This window comes from Paenibacillus sp. NPDC058174, from assembly GCF_042883865.1.
Classification (GTDB): domain Bacteria; phylum Bacillota; class Bacilli; order Paenibacillales; family Paenibacillaceae; genus Pristimantibacillus.
This window is the reverse complement of record NZ_JBHVUY010000004.1, coordinates 285,019-303,355: the sequence shown is the minus strand read 5'-3', so window position 1 is coordinate 303,355 and position 18,337 is coordinate 285,019. Positions and strand designations below refer to the sequence as shown.

At 51.6% G+C, this 18,337-nt stretch carries 13 protein-coding genes and 1 tRNA gene; 5 read left to right on the top strand and 9 right to left on the bottom strand.

Going from position 1 to position 18,337, the window contains the following annotated elements; genetic code table 11:
* Positions 1-600 precede the first annotated feature (600 nt).
* Positions 601-771: a hypothetical protein gene (locus ACFVVF_RS20570; protein ID WP_387813724.1), complete on the top strand. Its 171-nt coding sequence runs from the start codon at positions 601-603 to the stop codon at positions 769-771.
* A gap of 192 nt (positions 772-963) precedes the next feature.
* On the opposite strand, the gene ACFVVF_RS20565 is transcribed toward ACFVVF_RS20570, so the two are convergent.
* A tRNA-Thr gene (locus tag ACFVVF_RS20565) sits at positions 964-1,035 on the bottom strand.
* 367 nt (positions 1,036-1,402) lie between these two features.
* On the opposite strand from ACFVVF_RS20565, the gene ACFVVF_RS20560 reads away from it, so the two are divergent.
* Positions 1,403-2,044 (top strand): TraX family protein, encoded by a 642-nt coding sequence (locus ACFVVF_RS20560; RefSeq protein ID WP_387813722.1) that lies wholly within the window; start codon positions 1,403-1,405, stop codon positions 2,042-2,044.
* An 89-nt stretch (positions 2,045-2,133) separates the two neighbouring features.
* Positions 2,134-2,352 carry a hypothetical protein gene (locus ACFVVF_RS20555; protein WP_042168206.1) on the top strand — a complete coding sequence of 73 codons (219 nt, stop codon included), beginning with the start codon at positions 2,134-2,136 and terminating at the stop codon, positions 2,350-2,352.
* Here ACFVVF_RS20555 and ACFVVF_RS20550 read toward each other — a convergent pair.
* From ACFVVF_RS20550 to ACFVVF_RS20520, 7 genes are all read right to left on the bottom strand, one after another.
* The gene (locus ACFVVF_RS20550; protein ID WP_387813720.1) at positions 2,345-2,542 is read right to left on the bottom strand and encodes a hypothetical protein; all 198 of its coding nucleotides are present in this window, start codon (positions 2,540-2,542) and stop codon (positions 2,345-2,347) included. The two genes, ACFVVF_RS20555 and ACFVVF_RS20550, sit on opposite strands and share 8 nt — an antisense overlap.
* A 734-nt stretch (positions 2,543-3,276) precedes the next feature.
* Entirely contained in the window at positions 3,277-4,719 is a 1,443-nt protein-coding gene (locus ACFVVF_RS20545) for a putative bifunctional diguanylate cyclase/phosphodiesterase (protein ID WP_387813719.1), read from the bottom strand.
* Positions 4,720-4,917: 198 nt separating this feature from the next.
* Positions 4,918-5,670, bottom strand: coding sequence for a response regulator transcription factor (locus ACFVVF_RS20540; protein ID WP_387813717.1), 753 nt, complete (start codon positions 5,668-5,670; stop codon positions 4,918-4,920).
* A gap of 140 nt (positions 5,671-5,810) precedes the next feature.
* The gene (locus tag ACFVVF_RS20535) at positions 5,811-9,656 is read right to left on the bottom strand and encodes a response regulator (RefSeq protein WP_387813715.1); all 3,846 of its coding nucleotides are present in this window, start codon (positions 9,654-9,656) and stop codon (positions 5,811-5,813) included.
* 135 nt (positions 9,657-9,791) lie between these two features.
* A complete protein-coding gene (gene mgrA / locus ACFVVF_RS20530) occupies positions 9,792-10,784 on the bottom strand; it encodes an L-glyceraldehyde 3-phosphate reductase (RefSeq protein WP_387813713.1) in 993 nt (330 codons plus the stop codon).
* 91 nt (positions 10,785-10,875) lie between these two features.
* On the bottom strand, positions 10,876-12,333 hold the full coding sequence (locus ACFVVF_RS20525; protein WP_387813711.1) for an HD-GYP domain-containing protein: 1,458 nt from the start codon (positions 12,331-12,333) through the stop codon (positions 10,876-10,878).
* A 24-nt stretch (positions 12,334-12,357) separates the two neighbouring features.
* Entirely contained in the window at positions 12,358-14,385 is a 2,028-nt protein-coding gene (locus ACFVVF_RS20520; RefSeq protein ID WP_387813709.1) for a bifunctional diguanylate cyclase/phosphodiesterase, read from the bottom strand.
* 194 nt (positions 14,386-14,579) lie between these two features.
* Here ACFVVF_RS20520 and ACFVVF_RS20515 point away from each other — a divergent pair, with 194 nt between their 5' ends.
* Positions 14,580-15,719 (top strand): peptidyl-prolyl cis-trans isomerase, encoded by a 1,140-nt coding sequence (locus tag ACFVVF_RS20515; protein WP_387813708.1) that lies wholly within the window; start codon positions 14,580-14,582, stop codon positions 15,717-15,719.
* A 143-nt stretch (positions 15,720-15,862) separates the two neighbouring features.
* A complete protein-coding gene (locus tag ACFVVF_RS20510; RefSeq protein ID WP_387813706.1) occupies positions 15,863-16,732 on the top strand; it encodes an aldose epimerase family protein in 870 nt (289 codons plus the stop codon).
* Here the strand turns inward: ACFVVF_RS20510 and ACFVVF_RS20505 are convergent.
* Entirely contained in the window at positions 16,729-18,150 is a 1,422-nt protein-coding gene (locus ACFVVF_RS20505; RefSeq protein WP_387813704.1) for a SulP family inorganic anion transporter, read from the bottom strand. The genes ACFVVF_RS20510 and ACFVVF_RS20505 overlap by 4 nt on opposite strands.
* Positions 18,151-18,337: the final 187 nt, after the last annotated feature.

The following is an 18,337-nucleotide window of genomic DNA, read 5'->3' as shown; positions in this document are numbered from 1 at the left end:
CAAAAAGCTAGTATTCCGGGCGAGATCGAGCATTAGCGAAGAGACATTCGCAAACGGAGAACCTAGGTTCTCCAAAAACGAAGTTTAGTTCGCTGTAGCCGAAGTGGCCGTATTTCTGTCCGTGTGCAGCGAAATTAGATTCGCTATTTTGCGAATCAGGTTCGCTAAAGTATCAGCAGACGCAACTCGGAACGCGCGTAGCGAACTTGGATTCACTGTTTTGCGAAGCAGATTAGTTAAAGCATCAGTAGACGCAACTCGGAACACACGCAGCGAATTTTGATTCGCTATTAAGCTAAGTCGGTTCGCTAAAGTTTTAGCAGACGCAATTCGGAATGCGTGCAACAAACTGGGATTTGCTGTTGTGCGAAGCAGGTTCGCAGTACGCGGGTCACGTCGCCGATGCCCGGTGTATGCATGAGAGCGATAATGTTACTTTTGGCGGAATACTGTCCATTCGCAAACGTTGTGCTGCCTTCCTGATGGTTAGGCAGCGTGATAGTTGCCGCGGATTTTTTGTCTTGCGTACAAACACCCAATCACTTGCCCCGTTTCGTACATAACTTACAGAGTGCTTAACACGTAAAGGAGGTGCATTGAATGTCCGGTTTCGTTGGTGGTGCTTTTCACAGCACTGGCGTAATCCTTGTATTGTTCATCCTGCTCGTGATTATTGCTTGTAGCTGTGGTTTTGTAGGCGGCTTTGGCGGTGGCTACGGCCCTGGGTATGGCAACGTCGGCGGCCTTGGAGTTGGCCCTAAAGGCTACTAATATCCATGGCGCTATCGCATATACGACTGCATATGCAGCTTAAATGAACCAATACACCTGTAACGAAAGGACCCATTTCGATGGGTCCTTCTTGCACGAAATTAAACCCGTGAGGGCAGATAAACGCGGATAAAAACAAAAAAAAGCGCGAATTCCGTTTCAAACGGAACCCGCGCGGTTATTTAATAAATATGCTGATGAAGGGAATTGAACCCCCGACCTACGCATTACGAGTGCGTTGCTCTACCCCTGAGCTACATCAGCATGATTTTTATATAATACGTATTTTTAAGTGATTAGTCAAGTATTGGCTGGGTGCTTTTGTCCGCCGACTTTGTGACGGTTTTATGTCACCGCGTCTGTCCCGGCTTGCTCCTTATTTGCGCGCCGCGGCATAGGTTCGAGCTCCTGCTCATATTTTATGAGAGAACCATTCGTGACGTAAAGAATAAGCATCCCCTAAGCAAGTAAAGTCAGCTAGTGCACAGAGCATGGTGAACACACACAGTACGCAAGAAAAACAAAGCAAATGCCCAGATTCCTATCAGGCTTTAAGCCATGCAATTGCCGCTCGGCGCGGTCTGTCCCGTATGCTATAATAGCCGCATCCCCGTATGGATGAGGTGAAGCCGTGCAGTTTATTGCAATGGTTACGATGCTGCTTGATCATATCGGCGTTGTCTGGTTCCCGGACGACACGACATGGCGCGTGATCGGAAGATTGGCATTGCCGCTATACGCCTATGCGCTTGTAATCGGCTATTTGCGCACACGCAGCGTGAATCTTTACATGTGGCGAATGTTTGCCATTGCAGCCATTTCTCAAATTCCGTACTCCTTAACTTTTCGAACACTGGAGATCAATACGGTTGGCACCTTGTTCATCTGCTTGCTAATGTTATGGTCGCTGGACAAGCTGAGAGACAGGCATGCTCTGCAATTCGCTCTCGCTGCAGCCACAGTTCTTCTAGTCGAGTTGGTACCTGTCAGCTATGGAGCTTATCTTCCTGTACTCATTATCATTTATCGTTATTTGCCTGCTGGCTGGATGGCTCCTCTGCATTTTGCGCTTAATTTGGTTTTTATGTTTTACAAGGGGTGGACGGTTCAGCTTTTTAGCGTATTAGCTACGCTGCTGCTCGTATATATGCCCGTCTTTTTGAAAACGGTCGACCGTATACGGGTGCCTCGGGTAATATGGCGAAGCTTCTATCCGCTACACTTAGTATTGATCGCTGCTATTGATTATTCGAACTTGTTAGAAATTCGTTAGCAAACAAAACATTATTCTTACGGGCGTTTCATAACCTACTAAATATTTAACGGTAAAATGGAAAAAAACGATCGGAGGTGCAACCGGTCATGATGAAAATCATAACCTTCAAAAATCGATCCGTTCCTGTGTTTTTTCCTAATGAACCCACTACATCTGTTGAACAACTTCATCATAAGTTAAAAGAGATGGAGTATAATTTCGATTTTCGCAAAAAGTGGAAACGTATTTCAAAAGTGGATGTCGTCAGAGACGTAGCCATTTTCCAATACAATGATGGTACTAAGCTTTATTTGGAAGTCAGTTAAATCGGTTTTCAACAAGCAATTTGAAAAGCGCCAGAACGAGAGCAATAAGGGCGGCATCAGCCCCATTTGTTATCGTTCTGGCGTTTTCTGCTGTTCCGGTTAATAGTCGAAAAACAGCAAACTTCCCAGTGAACGTGGGACGATAGCCCACCTGATGCCAAAACCCTGCGAACTGATCGCCTCCGCTCATAGCTAGATAGCCAGTTGCTTCCACTCCACTACGCTCTACATCAAACTACACCATTCTAGGAGGAACAAAATGCAAATATGCATTTTGAGGGGTTGCAAAAGACCCTAAACTGCTAAAAAAGTACAAAAGTACATTTTTGAAAATCGGCCTTTTCGCCTTTTCAAAGCTTTTTAGCCGATCAGCCTTCACTTTCTCCAATATAAGGCCTGCACTCTGCTAATTCGAGGCCTCTACATTGGATTTTTCCAATGTAGAGCACCTTTTTGACTGTTTTTCCACCCCTACGTTGGATATATCCAACGTAGGACTCCTTTTCCGCTGTATTACCCGCCTCTACATTGGATTTTTCCAATGTAGAGCACCTTTTTGACTGTTTTTCCACCCCTACGTTGGATATTTCCAACGTAGGACTCCTTTTCCTCTGTATTACCCGCCTCTACGTTGGATTTTTCCAATGTAGAGCACCTTTTTGACTGCTTTTTCACCCCTACGTTGGAAATATCCAACGTAGAGCATTTTTTTCGCTGCTTTCCCGCTTCTACGTTGGAATTTTCCAACGTAGACTCCGAATCAAGAGAAACTAAGAGGGCCTAATGGAATCAAGAACGGCGGCATGAACAAAACCGCGCAGCGAGCCCCGCAGCTTGATGCATCTCAAAAAAAGAGGCCGCCGAATCTTCCCCGGCAGCCTCCCCAAGCGGTGGCCCGCTCATCCATCATGACCCACCGTCACCTTATGATTGTCTAAGCGAGGATAAATCCAGTTCATCCGGCTTCATTGGCTTGCCGAGCATAAAGCCCTGCACATAGTCGCAGCCCCATTCCTGGAGCAGCCGGTATTGCTCGATATATTCAACGCCGCTGGCGGTTATCTCCAGCCCCAGCTTATGTGCAAGTGCAATGACCATCTCTACGATATGGCGTTCGGCTGAAGGCATGTCGATATGCTGTGTAAAAGCCGGGCTTATTTTCAAGCCGTTAATGGGCAGTTGCTTCAGACTAGCCAATGAGAAGCTGCCAGTGCCGAACTCATCGATAACGAGACGCACACCCTGAGCACGCAGCTGCGTCAGCACTTCCAGCGGCTGATCGCTTGGGTTTTGCTTATCTTCTTTGATCTCCAGCTCCAGACATGCCGGACTTAAACCCGTGTCATTGAGCACATTCGCTACCATACTCGGGAAAGCAGGATCCTTTAGCTGCAGCGGGCTGACATTTACCGTAACGATCAGCTGCTCCAACCCGTAAATTTGCATGCTGGAGAGCATCTGGCATGCTTCCCGCAGCACCCACTCTCCAATCGGCACGATCCACCCATTCTGCTCCGCCACGGGAAGAAATTCAGAAGGCGATACACTGCCAAGCTCCGGATGATTCCAACGCAGCAGCGCTTCGAAACCTCTCAGCTTGCCGTCCGAGATGCGGTAGATCGGCTGGCAGCTTATCGTAAATTGCCGCTCATAAAGCGCGGTTCGCATAGACGCTTCAATGGCGACCCAGCGATTCAGCCGCTCCGTATCTTCGAGAGAATAGAAGCAAATTTTGCCCCAGCCCTGCGCTTTTGCTCTAGACAGAGCCGTCTCTGCCCGGCTGAGCAGCTGCTCGCTCGTTCTGCCGTCATTAGGATAAATGCTCGCTCCGACGCTTGCTGTAAGCCGGGACTCTACACCTTCAAGCTCGCATGCCGACTCCACGGCATACTTCATGGCCTCGACCGCGAGACCGCCATCCGGCTGGTTGCGGTCCAGCTCTTGAGCAAGCAGAAAATCGTTCTCGCCGATCTGGCAAGCCAGCATTTCGGCACCCCGCACAGCTCCCCATGAAAGATGCGATGCCGCATGTTGGCTATCAGCCTCGCGTACTGCTGTAATTCCACTGCCCGAACGTGAGGAGGCCTCCTCCTTCTGCCTGCGATCGGCCGCTAAACCGGCAGCCTGCGCCCCTTGCTCCGGGCTGGTCCCGGCTGCCCTTTGTCCTCCAGCGGCCAGCCGCTCTGCGACCGCCCGAATCATTTCGCTTCCGTATGCCATACCCTTTGTCTCATTTATGCGATAAAACCAATCCAGATGAATGACAGCAACAACGAGCCGTTTTCCGGATGCGCGGGCCTGATAAAGCGCCAGTTCCAACTGGGCGAACGCTTGCGCACGGGCCGGAGTTTCGATGACTGCTTGCACCTGTTTGACACCATCCTTTACCCTCAATAATTAGTGCTATCATCCCATATAAGTATTAGAAAAATTTAGGATGGTTGTTTAGAAGAATGTTAGATTCAACTGTCAAGATGCTGATAGGAGCAACTTCCGCCTAACATAAATAAAGAAGACCGCCCTGCGCAAGCAAGGCGGCCTTCCTTCGTCACAATGAATGCCTGTCTAATCAGCGACTCCTGCGTTTCTTCCAGCTTCCGAATAGTCAGCCGTGTACTTATAGCCGAATCCCCAGACAGTACGGATCAAACGGGGCTCCTTCGGATTATGCTCGATCTTTTTCCGTAAATTTACGATATGAACGTCAATTGCCCGGTCCGTGACAAAGGAATCGAATCCCCTTATCGCATTGATGAGCTCCTCGCGGCTGAATACTTTGCCCGGATGGGCAAGAAACAGCTTCATCATCTCGTACTCGGAAAAAGTGGTCTCCACCAGCTTGCCCCTTACGAGCAGCAAACGGCGTTCCAAATCCAGTTGAATCGGCAAGCCGTTCAACGCTGGAAGAGCCTCCTCCGCTTCTGCTTCTGCTTCGGCCTCTGGCTCCGGAGCGGCAATGTTGGAACGGCGGATTAACGCCTCCACCCTTGCCGTCATCTCATGCATACTAAACGGTTTGCACATATAGTCATCCGCTCCGGCCTTCAAGGCCAGCACGCGTTCTGACACTTCACTCTTCATAGACAAGATCATAATCGGTACATGAGACCGCTCTCTGAGCGTACTGCACACTTCCATGCCGTCCCGATCCGGCAGCATTAAATCCAGCAGCACGATATCGGGCTCAAATTCATTCGCCGTCCGCAGCCCTTCCTCTGCAAGTCCTGCTTGCTTCACCAAGTAGCCTTCCTCCGACAAATACATAGACAGCATATCACTCATCATGACGTCATCTTCTATGACTAAAACTTTATACACTGGCGCCACCCCTCATTGGGATTGGAGATTTCTGTCGAATTCGATATTATATCCATAATATACAATATCGCTCCCAGAGGGACAATCGTTTGTTAGAAAATTGTTAGGAATATTTGTCGAACTAGCAAACGAATTGTTTGCTACATTCTGTTTTTCAATGACAGCATCGTTTCATCGAGCCGCTGCCGAAGCCGCCCGGCAGCTTCCTGCCAGCTTGGCTCATCAAACTCCTCTCGTTTGACAACCGCCTCGAGCGCCCCAGCCTCGCAAGCGATCGCATGAGCCGACAAATGGCTCGACGCGCCCTTCAACGTATGCAGCATCCGCTTAACTGTTCCGAACTGTCCACTTTGCAGATTCGCCTCAAGCTTGTCCATAAAATCAGAGTAATCCGCTTCGAACTGATCCAGCATATGCAGCAAAATCATTTGCTTGCCGTTCACCCGCGCAAGCGCCGCCTCCAGATCAATTCCTTCGACAGCCGGTATGTTATGCTCCGCCAATGCTGGAGCCCCCGGCAGCTTGTCAGGCAGAGAGCCGGCAAGCGGCAGATGAAGCGACAAGGCAATCGCGGAATACAGCTGCTCTGCGTTAATAGGCTTCGTGACGACACCATTCATGCCTAGCCGCATATACGTCTCATGATCGGAACGCAGCGTGTTGGCAGTCACTGCGATAATCGGGATGTGCCGGTAAAGAATATTGTCGCGAATAATCCGCGTCGCTTCCATTCCATCCATCTCCGGCATATGAATATCCATCAGGATGAGCTGCCATTCTTCCTGCTCCAGCATCTGCAGCGCTTCTTTGCCGTTCTCGGCAACGCCAACCTCAAATCCGTAAGCCTTAAGCATTTCCTGGGCCACCATCTGATTAATGGCGTTATCCTCCGCCAGCAAAATACGAACGCCGCTTGCCGCCCCCACCATGGAAGCCGCAGCCTGTACGGCGGCTTCTTTCAGTTCCCGGTCCGCAAACTTCCTCTTCTCTGCACCAGGAGAATCAATCAACAGCCGGCTAAGCGCCGTATACATCGCCTGCCGGGTGACCGGCTTCGTCAGCAGCGCTGACGGCCGTTCCGATTCCGGCATCTGAAGGAGCTCATCCCTTCCGAAGGAGGTCGTAAATACGGCAGTCTGAACGCCAGCCGCCTCCGCTTCCTTGTGGAAGGCCAGCCACGTCTCCGCGCCGTACATATCCGGCATCTCCATATCGAGCATAATGAGCTTCGGCCTCTCCGCCGCCGCCTTCACCCGCTTCAAACGCGCCCTGGCCGATTTCCAGGAATAGAACGGCACCGGAGTCAACCCAAACGAATCGACCACCTTATACCAGTGGAGCCGCATTTCATCATTATCCTCAACGACCCAGATCGGCGGCTGCCGGTCTGCCCCTTCAATGGAATAATTGACAGGCGCAGAGTTCGGCAGCAGCGCAAATCGAAGCTCGAATTGGAAGCGGCTACCGGAGCCAAGCTCGCTCTCCACCTGCAGCTTGCCGCCCATCATCTCGACAAAAGCATTCGAGATGACAAGACCAAGACCGGTGCCGCCAAACTTACGGGTCGTGGAGCTGTCAGCTTGAGTAAACGGCACGAACAGCTTGTCCACCTGCTCCTGCGACATGCCGATGCCCGTATCCTCGACCATGAAGCGCAGCTTCAGGCTGTCCTGCTGCTGATCCAGGACCGTCAGCCTCAGCATCACTCTGCCTTGTGACGTAAACTTGATGGCATTCATGCACAGGTTAAGCAAAATTTGCTCCAAGCGCAGCGGATCGCCAACAAGCGTCACCGGCAGCTCCTTCGGCGAATCCAGTATAAATTCAAACTGCTCTTTGCCGCCCATAAAGATGCTGAGCTGATCAGCCAGCCGGTGAAGCAGCTCCTCCGGCTTAAACGCCAGCCGTTCCGGCTCGACCTTGCCCGCTTCGATTTTAGAGAAATCAAGGATGTCGTTAATAATGCGCAGCAAGGTGTCGGACGACGTATTGATCTTGTCCATATAATCCTTCTGCGAGGCGGACAGCCCCGTTCGGCGCATCAACTGCGCCAGCCCGATAATGCCATTGAGCGGCGTACGGATCTCATGGCTCATCAGCGCCAGGAAGCTGCTCTTTGCGGTATTCGCTTCTTCGGCTTCTTGCGTAGCCCGGATCAGCTCCTCCTGAATACGCTGCTGCTCAGATACATCACGAGCGATACAGGAGTAGAACAATTCACCCGTACGGCTGTTGGCATGCGCAACGACGACCATGGAGACAAATATTTTTTTGCCCTCGCAGGTAATCAGCTCCGCGTTGCCCTCCCAGAAGCCCTGACGTTCCGCTACTCTAGCGCCGTTGATCAGCTCTTTGTACACCAGCGGCTCCATATGGCGCTTCAAGGTCGTATATTTCGCTGAAGCATCCAGCGCCAGCATTTCCTTGCCTGCCGTATTCATATAGATAATGCGTCCTCTATGATCGACAGAGGCTATCAAGTCCTGCGCGGAGCCAACGATGTCGAGAAGCCGGTTCTGCATTTTTTCCATCTGCAAATGCTCAGAAATGTCGTAGGCCATGCCCACGGTGCCGGTAAATTTCCCGTTATGGTCACGCAGGCCGTTGCTGCTGTGGCGAACCGGAATTCTAGCGCCGCTTCTATGTATGAACGTCCATTCCCGCTCGTAAGAGAAATTTTCCAGCCTCAGCTCATGGAACAGCTCCAGACCTGGAGCTATCGTTCTTCCCAGGCGCTCGGACAACAGCTCCGCTTCCTCTCGAATCTCCTCCGGGTCGATGAACAGCAGCGGTGTCGCATGACCGCGCACCTCTTCCAGTTTATAGCCGATTAAATGCTCGGCTGCCGTATTCATGTAGGAAATGCGGTAATGCTCATCCAGCACGATAAACGCATACTGGTTCTGGTTAATAATTGCGCCAAGCTGCTCGAACATATCCTTCAAATGCACCATCATGCCATTAACCGATGCTGCCAGCTTGCCCACCTCATCGCTAGGCAGTTCGTTCAGATGCTCGGCGTCGAACCTGCCGTCCGCCGCTTGCTCCGTTACGGCAAGGATGCCCTCGAGACGGCGGACAATCGTAGCAAAAAAGATAAAAAACAAAATGACGACGACAATTTCCGCCAACGCAATCGTTGCGAACGTCTGCAGAAACACCCGGTTCAGCCCTTCGTTCAGGCTGGTGTACGGCATTTCCAGCGAGAACCGCCAGCCGGTCACCGCATCCACCTTCTCATAGAAGACGATGTGCTTATGCGTTCCCCTTTTCTGCTTAAAGGTGCCCGACTGCTCCTCCTGAGCGGCTCCCGCACCCGCCTTGGTCTTCGCCTCCATGGCCTCCTTGAAGCCGATGGTTTCATTCAGTTCTTCCTCGGGAACAGCCGAATAGATCATTTCACCTTCACGGTTGAACATCCGGAATACCCCCGTCTCCTGTTTCTCTAGACGGAGATAGGGCTCGAGCACGGAGAGCTGCATCGATGCATAGACGACACCGATAATCTTGTTCTGATCGCCATACACCGGAACGACGATAAACGACTGCTTGTCCTTCTCAAAAAAAGGAATCATCGGATCGGTAATCGTTACTTTGCCTTCGATCGCATCCAGGAAAAAGGACTGGCCGCCCATCGGGATCGTTGGTCCGTTCGTCCGGATCGCAAACCCGTTCGGATGAACAAATCCGATTGCATGGTAGGTAAATCCGGAACGCACAAGCTCGCGGTTGAAATAGCGCAGCCGCTCCTCGTCCGTTCCGAAGCGGACTACATCCGTCCGGCTCATGACAAGCACCTCGGCCCGCCGGATGGCAAGCCAAGAAGCCAGCTGGCTCGCCCCGCTTTGCAGCCGGCTCATCGTCTTCTCCTTCGCCGAATCGATCATTTGCTCACGTACGGTCATGTAATTGCTGACGCCTGCAAGCAATAATGGAATGATGGAGATCAGTACGATCAACAGCAGCCCTTTGGTTCTGAGTGACATTTTATTCAAACAAGCTTGCCCCTTCCAAGCGATGTCATTTCTTGTATTATACCGTCCAAAACTCCCGGATGGCGATATCGCGAAAAAAAACGCCTGGATAGGAATTACCCCATCCAAGCGTTTAGCGCCAAACTGTTATTTTGCAAGAATTTCTTCAATGGCATGCAGCTCTTCAGCCGAGAAGTCCAGCCGGTTCAATGCCGCAACATTATCATCGATTTGTTCCACACGGCTGGCACCAATCAGTGCAGATGTTACTCTGCCGCCGCGAAGCACCCATGCCAGCGCCATTTGAGCGAGTGATTGCCCCCGTTCAGAAGCCAGTTCGTTCAGACTGCGGATTTTCGCCAGTTTCTCTTCCGTAATCTGATCCGATTTCAGGAAGACGCTAGGGCCGCCTGCACGGGAATCAGCCGGAACACCGTTCAAGTAACGGTTGGTCAACAGTCCGCCAGCCAAAGGCGAGAATACGATCGAGCCGATTCCGTCCGTCTCCAGCACGTCCTGCAAGCCGTCCTCGATCCAGCGGTTGAACATTGAATACGACGGCTGGTGAATGAGGCAAGGCGTGCCAAGCTGCTTCAAGATCGCCGACGCTTTGGCCGTCTGCTCCGCGCTGTAGTTGGAGAGGCCGACATAAAGCGCTTTGCCCTGCCGAACGATATGATCCAGCGCAGCCATCGTTTCTTCAAGCGGAGTATCCGGATCTGGGCGGTGATGGTAGAAAATATCGACATATTCCAGTCCCATCCGTTTTAGGCTCTGATCCAGGCTGGAGACCAAATACTTGCGGGAGCCCCACTCGCCGTAAGGTCCCTCCCACATGTAGTAGCCAGCTTTGGTTGATATAATAAGCTCATCGCGGTAAGCCGCGAGATCCTGATGCAAGATTTGTCCGAACATTTCTTCGGCTGAGCCTGGCGGCGGTCCATAATTGTTAGCCAGATCGAAATGAGTGATGCCCAAATCGAACGCCCGGCGAACCATAGCTCTGCCATTCTCCAACCGGTCATTTCCTCCGAAATTATGCCACAAGCCTAGCGATACTGCCGGCAGCTTCAAGCCGCTGCGTCCCGCCCGATTGTACTTCATTTGTTCATAACGGTTTTGCTCCGGTAAATAAGCCATCGATGTTCATCCTCCTATGTATAGACTACCCTTCTATTGTAACCGAGCTGAAACGCCAATGCCATTCCCGTCCAAAAAGCTTTTATAACTGTTAAGCCGGCGCTGCTCCGTCAATCCACTTTAACTGAAACTCCCGGCTAGATCGAATCGTTTCATCGAAGAACTCCCGCTGCTCCTCAGCAAGGGCTACGAAAGCCTCGACGCAGGAAGGATCGAAGTGCTTGCCGCTTTCCCCGCGAATGTGGTCCATCGCTTCATCATGAGACAAAGCCTGGCGATAGGAACGTGAAGATGTGAGCGCATCATAGACGTCCGCAATCGCAATCACTCTGGCGAGCAGCGGAATGCCGCTGCCGCTTAGGCCGCTTGGATAGCCGCTGCCGTCCCAGCGCTCATGATGAGAGCGGATAACCGCCAGCTCCTCACTCATGAAACCCAGCCTCCTGCATAAATGGTAGCCCGTCAGAGGATGCTCCTCGATAATGGCGCGTTCCTCCCGATTAAGCTTGCCTGGCTTGTTCAGAATATGGCCGGGAATGCTTAGCTTACCGATATCATGAACAATTCCCCCTTGGGCGATTGCCCGCAGCTGATTCGAGGATAAGCCCATCACTTCTCCAAGCTTAAGGGCATAAATCGCAACCCGGTAATTATGGCCAGCTGTGTAAGCGTCTCTGCTCTCCGTCGCCCGGATAAGCTCCTTAATGGCCGGCGACATGTAGGCTTGAATCCATTCCCTCGGATTGCCGCGAAGCAAGAGCAGCATGGAGGAGGTTAATGAACCGGTGCTTCTGTATTGCAGTAAAATGCCCGCCGACATTCCGATAACAGATGCCAGCAGCAAAATATGATACAGCCACCAGCTCAGCTTCCACGATTCCCCGGTGACGATAATCATTTGCGCCAGAATCATCCAGCCAGCGCTGTACACAATCGCAAGCTGCAGCGGAAAACGGGAAGAAGCATACGTCTGCCAGTAGCGCATCATCGTCCATAGATTCAAGGCGACTATGACGCCCGTAGCAATCCAGCGCATCGGATTTTCCTTCAAATGCAGCCATTCCGTCACTTGAGGCACGTACCATAAGAGCAGACAAAGCGCCACAAGCGCAGCCGACCATATCGGAACGAGCCAGCGCTGCCAGCGGGACAGCCAGCGGATGACCAGACGATCCGAGGACATGGAGGATAGCCACAGCCAGAGCACCGCCAGCAGAATGCTAATCTGAGCAGCTGTTCCGGATATGCTGCTATGATGGTTCAGGAAGCCCGGCGTTGACATGCCGTGCACAGTGAACAAAGTAGCAAGCGAGACGTAAGCGAGCGACAGGAAGCTGATTTTCAAATTGCGGATCCGAATAGCGGCGAACCCGATCGCTACCGCAACAACTAAGGCGATCAGGGAAACGATGCTGACAATGTAGAAGTGTCCGTGTGGAGAGTGAATGTCGGCATCCAGCGGAGACGTGCCCCGCAAAACGATGTAGATGGCCAGCGGCAATGCCATAGACAAGGCAAACCAGCCATAAACCCGAGGGGTGACGCGCATAATCAAAACCTCCCCTTAATATGATTACGAGATCCCTTGTATCTGAGCACGATTCAGTGCAGCCATCCATTCATCCAATTGCTCTCTTGGCATCGGCTTGCTGAAATAAAAGCCCTGCATCACCTGACAGCCGGACGCCTTTAAGAAATCAAGCTGCTGCTCCGTCTCTACTCCTTCCGCCACCACTTGCAGATCAAGCTGATTGGCAAGCGTAATGATCGTATTGACGACAGCACGCTTGGCTGGAGAATGACTCTGCTGCATAAACAGCTTATCGATCTTCAGCGTATGGAAAGGGATGAGATCAAGACTGCCTAATGAAGAATAGCCGGAACCGAAGTCATCCATCGATATCGTAATCCCCATATCCTGCAGAGGCTTCAGTTGACTAACGACGTCCATCACATTGTTCATGACAATCGTCTCCGTGATCTCCAGCTCCAGCAGCTCAGCCGGAAGCGCAGAGCGCTCCAGCGCAACCAGGACCATATCCATCAGATTTTTACTGTCAAACACTTTAACCGAAAGATTGACTGACACCGTGAGCGGCTCAGGCTCATGCTCATTCCATTGGACGCAATCGCGGCATGCCTGTTCCAGCACCCAGCGTGTCATGGAGACGATCATCCCCGTCTCTTCGGCAATCGGAATAAATTCATCCGGCGAGATGGTCCCGTAAACAGGATGCTTCCAGCGAAGCAGCGCTTCGAATCCGGTCGGATAGTTCGTATCGGCATTCCATTTGGGCTGATAGTAGTTAACGAACTGCCCTTTCGTCAGAGCAAGCTGCATATCCTTCTCCAGTTCCATTCTGCGGGAAGCCATCCTGTCCAATTCCATGTTATAGACAAAATATTGATTTTTCCCTTGCCGTTTCGCTTGATACATGGCAGTATCGGCTGCGATCAGCAGCTTGGAACGATCCGTCCCATGCTCCGGTGAACTGCTGATACCAATGCTGCCAGTAATATAAAGCTCGTTGCCCTCCAAAAAATACGGCTTGCGTATATGCTCCAATATAGCGGATGCAACACGGGTGGCTTCAGCAGCTTCAATGCCTTTAATAATAAGCAGAAACTCGTCGCCGCCTAGGCGGAATATTTCCGATTGCTGGTCGTTGAAGGTCTGAAGTCGTGAGGCGGCCTCTTGCACCAGCAAATCGCCGATGTCATGGCCCAAGGTGTCGTTTATGACTTTGAAACGGTCCAAATCGAGGAAAAACAACGTAAACGAGGCATTCTCTAACTCATCCTCGAAATAACGGCTTAAGGCATGCCGGTTAGATAAGCCGGTCAACGAATCGCTGTAGGCCATCCGCTCCAGCACGGTACGGTCGAAATGTATAGCCCCCCAGGTGACGATCATAATCGCCAGTGTCGTGAAGGTCACACCAAGCAGCAGAAATAAATTGACTGGCGTTGACTGTACGACAATCTCAGGACTGCCGCACCAGAAAGACGCCGCAGCCATTCCCGTATAATGCATGCCGCAGACCGCAACGCCCATCAGCGCGGCTGCCGACCATTTGGACAGACCGGCGCGGGATGAGTTCCGGAATTTATGGAATAAGTACAGGGCGGCGCAAGCGACCAGTACGGCAATAACGGCAGACAGCGCCCACAAGTAATAATTATAAGTAATCGTTACCGTTGGCGACTCCATCGACGCCATGCCGGTATAATGCATCGTGACGATGCCCGCGCCCATAATGGTTCCGCCTAACGCCAGCCTCAACCGGCTGTTGTTCTTCGTCAGCGAGAACAGAAACGCAAAGTACGACGCCAAAATCGCCGCCACGATAGAGACCAGCGTAATCGGTATATTATAGCTCATCGGCACGCCGACGTGGAAAGCGATCATCCCGATGAAATGCATCGTCCATATGCCGCTGCCCATAACAAAAGCGCTGGCCGCCATCCATCCTTGCTGGGCTTTGCCGCGAGAGTGGGATATTTTATAAACCAAATTCAAAGACGAATACGAAGCCAGAATAGAAATGATAAAAGACAATGCAACGATCCAGCCGTTATAATCTCCAGTTAATGCGAACATATTTCCCCTCCGCTCCAGCAGCAATCACTGGGCGCTTATTTAATTTTCGTCTATATCTCTACTTATACAATCATACGAAATCGGCTAGGATGCAACATTTTTTTATTTTAGATTAAGGTTTTTTGTAAAATGTTTTGTTATAGTAGGTGAAGATTGCAAATTAGCACCGTATTATTGAAGGGAGCTCATAAAAAATGGAAAACAAAGATCCGCAGCAGCCTAGAGACGAAGAGCAAAAAAATGCTGCGACGGAAGAGCAGCCAGAAGCGACTGAGGAACAGACGATTCAACAAGAAGAATCGGATCAGAATGCGGCAGCTCGCGACGAAGTAAACGAAGAAATCGATAACGTTGAAGGAGAGCAAGCAGCGGCATCCGCACTCGCTGTTCCGGCTGTTGAACAAGCCCCTGCCCAGTCCAGCGGCGGAAGCAAAGCATGGATCGCTATCTCGGCCGTGCTTGCCATTGTGCTCGTTATCGTATTGATTAAACCTCCGTTCACCGGAAGCGGCAAAGCGGTCGCAACGGTTAACGGCGTTAAAATTACACAGGACAAGCTTTATCATGCATTGCTTCCGCAAGGCGGCGCTTCTACGCTGGACGGCTTGATCACGAAAGAACTGATCGACCAAGCGGCCGACAAAGCAAGCGTTAAGATCACGGACGAAGACATCACTGGCGAAATCGATTCGCTGATCAAGCAATTCGGCTCGGAAGAGGCTTTGAATTCTGCGCTGACGCAAAACGGCATGACGATGGAAGATCTTCGCGAGGATGCGGGTATGCAGCTCAAAATCCGCAAAATTCTGGAGCCGAAAACAAAAGTAACGGACGAAGACGTGAAGAAGTTCTATGACGAGAATAAAGCTTCTTATGCTACACCAGAGCAAATTCGCGTTTCCCATATTATGCTTGGAACGAAAGAAGAAGCAGCCGATGTCTTGAAGCAGTTGAAGGACGGCGGCGACTTCGCTAAGCTTGCAGCGGAGAAATCGACAGATACGCAATCCGGTCCAAACGGCGGCGACCTTGGTTTTATCAGCAAAAACAGCGGTTCGGGCGACGAAGCGTTTGACAAAGCGGCATTTGCGCTTGATGTCAATCAATTGAGCGATGTCATTCAGACGTCGGCCGGCTTCCATATCATCAAAAAGACGGAAGTGAAAGCAGCGACGAACCCGACTTTTGAAGAGAAGAAGGAAGATGTCCGCAAGCAGCTGATCGATCAAAAAATTCAAGAGCTTTCGAGTGCTTGGATGGAAGAGCTGCATAGCAGCGCTAAAATCGAAAACAACCTTGAAAAAGAAAAAGCGCCAGCAACGGCAGCGAAATAATAACTTAAAAAGAAGGCGAACGGCTGGTCATCAGCTCGTTCGCCTTCTTTTTATCCCTCATATGCGGGACGCTTGATTATTATGCTATGATTGAATACGATGCTTATTAGGAACGATCTACATATTGGAGGTTACAAGCGATTATGAGTCAATATCAAGTCACCAGCCGCGAGGAAACGTATACGATTTACGAGTTAACGGAGCCGGGTACGGAATCCCGCGTTCAAGTCTGCCCGGAGAGAGGCGGCATCGTGATCGGCTGCCAGCTGCATGGACTGGAGCTGTTCTATCTGGACCGGGAAACATTCGAGAACAAGACGGCGAATATTCGCGGCGGGAACCCTATTCTATTCCCCATTAGCGGCCAACTGGAGAACCGCTCTTATACATGGAACGGACAAACCTACGAAATGGCGAACCACGGCGTAGCGAGAACAGCAGCTTGGGAAGTCATCAGCACGAATACGGACGGCGAGGCTTCCATCACGCTGCAGCTGCGCAGCGACGAGACGACCAAGCAATCCTTCCCGTTCGACTTTGAACTCGTATTCACCTACGCTCTGAAGGATGGCGAGCTGCATACCCGCCAGCAATACCGCAACTTGACTGCGGATCAGGCTATGCCTTTCTACGCAGGCTTCCATCCTTATTTCAATGTAGACAGCAAAAAGCTTTCCTACGATACCGATGCAACCCGTTATCTGGATTACAACGATATGGTAGAAAAGCCGTTTGAAGGCGTATTTGACCTGGAAGGCCTTGTAGAGTCCGTGACGCTGCTCGATACGAAAAAGAATGAAATCTCCTTCCCGGCAGCCGGCGGCGCAACGGTACGCCTGTCCTACAGCGATGTATTCAAATATGTGGTGCTATGGTCGGTTAACGGCAAGCCATTCGTATGCGTAGAGCCGTGGATGGCGATGAACAGCGAGCTGAACCGCCAGGAAGAGCTGGTTATGCTTGAGCCTAGCGGCAAGCTGGAAGCCAACCTGACGATTAGCTGCCAGCGTTAAACCGCAGCCTGATCGGCGGAGGCGTGAAGCACGGTAACTTGCTTTCCGTTGTCTCTAAGTCGCTCCACCGTTCGTTTGACGGCAAGGTTTGCCGTATGATCCCATACTTTGGTGCCCGTGAGGTCGAGGCGGATTTCCTCGGCCTCGCATTGCGTTTCGATCTGCTCCTCCAGCTCGGAGGCGGAGGCGAAGAACAGCTGTCCGTGAACGCGGTACGTTCTTCTCGTTCCGTCCCACTCGCTGTCGATCTGCACTCTCGACGCCTTGATCGCAAAGCCGATAAAGCTGAACAGCACTCCAACGCCTACCCCGATTGCCAAATCATGCGTAAGCAGCACGGCGGCAACCGTCGACAGCATGATGAACGTCTCTCCCGCAGGAAGCTTCTTCATCTTGAACACCGATGACCAGTCGAAAATCGATACACAGACCATCAGCATAATGCCCACGAGCGCTGCCATCGGAATCATCGCCAGCACATCGCCCAGCAGAACGGTCAGCAGCAGCAGGAACAGCGCCGCGACAAGTGTTGACAGCCTGCGTTTCCCGCCCATTTTCACATTAAGCACCGACTCTGCGACGAGCGCGCAGCCCGCCATCCCTCCGAAAAAGCCGGCCACGACATTGGCTATACCTTGACCGCGCATCTCCCGGTTTTTATCGGTCCGCTCTCCAGTCATCTCATCAAGCAAATTATGCGTCAGCATCGTTTCCGTATAGCCGACAACCGCCAGAGACAAGGAATATGGAGCGATTATCGCAAGCGTATCCCAGCTGAAAGGAATGTCCGGGAGGAAAAAGGACGGCAGCGAAGCGTCAATTGCAGCAATCTCGCCGATGCGGGTCACATCGCCAAGTCCAAGCGCCCATACCGCTATGCTTAGAACTGCTACAGCAACGAGCGGCGATGGAATCGCCTTGAAATAACGCGGCAGCCAGTAAATAATGGCAAGAGTCAGACCCACCAAGGCGTACATGAGCCAGGATTCGCCTTGGAAATACCGGAGCTGGGACATAAAGATCATAATCGCCAGCGCATTAATAAAGCCGGTCAGCACCCCTTGCGGGACGAAGCGCATAAGCTTGCCAAGCTTGAATACGCCCATCAGGAACTGGATAACACCCGTTAACACCGTAGCTGCAAACAAATACTGAATACCGTGCTCGTGTACGAGCGAGAGCATCAGCACGGCCATCGAGCCGGCTGCTGCGGATACCATGCCGGGACGGCCTCCCATAAACGTCACGACGAGCAGGATGCAAATCGTCGCGTAAATACCGACAACCGGCGGAACACCCGCCATGAAGGAAAATGCGAGCGAATCCGGCACTAGCGCCAGTGTCGCTGTCATGCCCGCCAGCACATTCGCGCGGACATCAGTCGTCCACTGCTCGCGCCAGGAAGCTTTTTGAAGCATACTTCACCTCTTCTTATCCTATAAATTACCGATCTATATGAATCTGTGCAAAGCGCTAAACCTAAGATTGGGCCGCGCAGACAGTTCGTCCTCTATCGTAAAGTTAGCCTCAAGGCAATAAAAAATCCGGCTCCACAGAGCCGGACGGTTCCTTCACTCATCATAACGCCATTCAAAAACAGGGTCA